This is a genomic window from Prevotella conceptionensis 9403948 (assembly GCF_000312305.1).
GTDB lineage: Bacteria > Bacteroidota > Bacteroidia > Bacteroidales > Bacteroidaceae > Prevotella > Prevotella conceptionensis.
In genome coordinates, this window is the sequence record NZ_HE999445.1 from 379,685 (window position 1) to 383,130 (window position 3,446).

The 3,446-nt window shown below is 48.1% G+C and carries 3 protein-coding genes; 1 reads left to right on the top strand and 2 read right to left on the bottom strand.

The features are described from left to right. The coding region (locus BN93_RS05870; RefSeq protein ID WP_044259928.1) for a carboxypeptidase-like regulatory domain-containing protein at positions 1-389 on the bottom strand (389 nt) is incomplete at its 3' end. A gap of 751 nt (positions 390-1,140) precedes the next feature. Next, positions 1,141-1,560, bottom strand: a complete 420-nt coding sequence (locus tag BN93_RS05880; protein ID WP_019187414.1) for a hypothetical protein — start codon at positions 1,558-1,560, stop codon at positions 1,141-1,143. Between the two features lie 222 nt (positions 1,561-1,782). On the opposite strand from BN93_RS05880, the gene BN93_RS05885 reads away from it, so the two are divergent. Continuing rightward, positions 1,783-3,446 (top strand): LptF/LptG family permease (locus BN93_RS05885; protein ID WP_044260004.1); only part of this gene is annotated, 1,664 nt, incomplete at its 3' end.

Consider the following 3,446-nt stretch of genomic DNA (forward strand, 5'->3'; position numbering starts at 1 on the left):
ACCATGCTCGCGGCTCCCGTTACGTTAACCTTCTTTTGAGTGCCGTAACCCACCACCACAACTTCGTTCAAGTCGGTGGAAAGCGATTTCAAGGCAACGTCTATCGACGTGCGCCCATGCACTGCCACCGTCTGCGTTTCGTACCCGATGTACTTAAATTCGAGCGTGGCATTTGGCGAACACTGTATGGAATATTGTCCGTCAAGGTTGGTAACACTGCCTACTTTCGTCCCTTGCACTTGCACCGTGGCACCAACGGCAGGCTCACCGCTAGTGTCGGTCACCGTTCCTGTCACGGTGATATGCTGTGCATGAAGGACAAAACAGAAAAACATCAGCATCGCCGTAATGGTTAGGCGCGGGCTGAAATGCTTACTACTTTTGTTCATTGCTAATTAAATTTAGGATATTTGTTTAAGAAATAATTTAAGTTATTGTCGTGATTTGTTTACTCTGATTTTATTTCTTCTGGGTTGTTGATTGATGCTTTTTTCGTTAGAATGCCCAAAGTTATAAAACATATTTAACAATTTAGGGGGGGGTTAACAATGTTTAACGAAATATTTGAGATTTGATGGTGTGCTCTTTGCCCCCACTTTGCTTGTAGAGGTTAATGCAAACGTTGGGAACAGCGTTTGCAAATGCTTGGCGCAAGTCTTCTCTCACGCGCGTTATGAATAATGTTCAAGGGAACGTTTTCGTTAAGCCAAATGAACAATGTCGAGCTTGCTCGGACATTGTCATGGCGAGAAAACGCACTTTTCGAGAAACGAAGAAGAACGTTTTCGTTAAGCCAAATGAACAATGTCGAACTTGCTCGGACATTGTCATGGCGAGAAAACGCACTTTTAGAGGAACGGGAAAAGAACGTTTTCGTTAAGCCAAATGAACAATGTCTAGCTTGCTCGAACATAGTCATGGCGAGAAAACACACTTTTCGAGGAACGAAAAAGAAGGTTAATAGTATGCCGAAGTGGGGGGATGCCAGATGTTTTCGGGCTGGCAATGTGAGGATGAAGGCACAATGAGGTGGGGCAAACAACAACAAACTGCCGCCCTTTTCTGCGTAGATGAATGAGATTAGCTTTTAGTTCAGGATGTTCTGGGTGAACAACGACGGAAGGGAACGGTCCCTATTCCTTATTTTGCGGCCTTCTTTGTCGTAGGCAATTGCGGTGGGATGAGGTCGTATTCGCGCAAGAGGCGTTGAGTGCGTTCGGCTTTCGTCTCGCGGTGTTGGCCTTTTCCTATCCATTTAAAAAGGTAGCCGAGGAAACCGAGGATGTTGAAGTTCAGGTCGGAGGGCCGAATGCTCATGAGTTGATACTCTACTGAGGAGAAATCTAGCTTGAACTTGATTGGTGGTCTGTAGCCGAACACCACCACTTCTTTCAGCATGCGGTCGGTTAGTTTCAGCGGAACGCTATCTTTGGGCGTGGTTTGGACGGCTTGGACAGTGTCTTTGGGCATCATGCTGTCGGGCTTTGCCGTTTGGCAAAGGGCGGTGGTTGGGAGCATGACCGTGACGAAAAGGCTGATGGTAAGTAGCAGTTTACGCATAAATAACAGGTTTATGATTGTGCCGCAAATATAGTAAATTTATCAATAGGGTTTGCTTGTTGAATGTGTAAAAGATGTTATGGCGAGGCTGTGTTGGGCAGGCGCAGGGACAAATTATCGGCTGTAAGCTTGCCGTTTCTTATATTTTTGTGGTAATTTTGCAGCAATTAGGCTGCACTCGGCAAACAGAAAGCCACGGGAGGAAGGCTTAACAACAAAGACATGTTGAGAATAAAGAAACTAGACATATTTATCTGTAAGCAGTTCGGGATGTTGTTTCTCGGAACGTTCTTCATCTGCCTTTTCGTGCTGATGATGCAGTTCCTATGGCGTTATGTAGACGAACTGGTGGGTAAGGGGCTGACGATAGAGGTGCTGGCACAATTCTTTTGGTGGATGGGATTGATGATGGTGCCGCAAGCTTTGCCGCTAGCCATATTGTTGTCGTCGCTCATCACCTTCGGAAACCTGGGCGAAAGTTCCGAACTAACCGCCATCAAGTCGGCCGGCATCTCGCTTACGCGCACTTTTAGCTCGTTGGTTGTGGTGAGTTGCCTTATCTCTGCCACGTCGTTTGTGTTCCAAAACAACATCGGCCCCTATTCAACCATCAAGCTTTCGCAGCTGCTTGTGTCGATGAAACAGAAGAACCCGGAGCTGGAAATACCCGAGGGGGTGTTCTACGATGGCATTCCTAACAGCAACATCTACGTGCAAAAGAAAGACGTAAAGACGGGTAAGTTCTATGGCATCATGATTTACCGCATGAGCAATAGCTACGAAGACTCGGAAATTATATTGGCCGACTCGGGCATGTTGCAGACAACGGCCGAGAAACAACACTTGTTGCTCACGTTGTGGAACGGCGAATGGTTCTCTAATCAAGCGCAAGAGGTGGGTAGGGATGCTGCCGCGCCCTTCCGAAGGGAGACTTTCTTGGAGAAGAAAACGCTCATAGACTTTAATGGCGACTTTGATATGACGGATGCCGCTTTGTTCTCGGGCGATGCTCGTGGAAAAGGATTGGCAAAGCTGTATCGCGACCTCGACTCGCTGCAACATAACAACGACAGTATTGGGCGCGTGTTTTATAATGAGGTGCAGATGAGCTATTACAACACGTCGGGCCTCAGTCGAACCGACACTTTGGCCGCCATAAAGGAGGCAGGAAAGAAGACTTTTAACGTGGATAGTGCCTTTGCCCGACTGAATAACGACGGAAAGCGAAGTGTGTTGGGCATAGCCCGTTCGCAAGTGCAGGCCGTGGATGCCGACTTGGAGTTCAAGGCGATGGTGACGGAAGATGCTAACCGCATGATAAGGCAGCACAAGATAGAGATGTACAAGAAGTTTGTGTTGTCCCTGTCGTGCCTTATTTTCTTCTTCATCGGCGCCCCGCTTGGCACAATCATCCGTAAGGGCGGGTTGGGAATACCCGTTATCGTGTCGGTGTTGGTGTTCATCGTGTATTACATCCTTGACAATTCGGGCTATCAGATGGCGCGCCGCGGCATCTGGGTCATTTGGTTCGGCGAACTGTTGGCCACGATGGTGCTTGTGCCGTTGGCTGTGTTTGTAACCTACAAGGCCAACAAAGACTCGGCAGTGTTTAACTTCGACGCTTACCGAAACCTGCTGATGAATCTTTTGGGCATGCGCCAGAAACGCAACATCATGGCGAAGGAGGTGATAATAAACGAGCCAGACTATTGGCGCGATGCAGAGCTGTTGAGCGAAGTTACGGAAAGGGCCCAGGCCTACGCCGAGGCACATAGACTGAAAACGGCTCCTAATGTAAAGCGCGTGTTCTTCGAATATCAGGCGGATAACGAGATGGAGGAGATTAACAGGCTGCTTGAAACGGCGATAGACGACTTGGGCAACAC

What these genes read in the sequence shown, in the direction of transcription:
- BN93_RS05880 (WP_019187414.1), bottom strand. Translation starts at nt 1,560, where the DNA reads ATGCGTAAACTGCTACTTACCATCAGCCTTTTCGTCACGGTCATGCTC.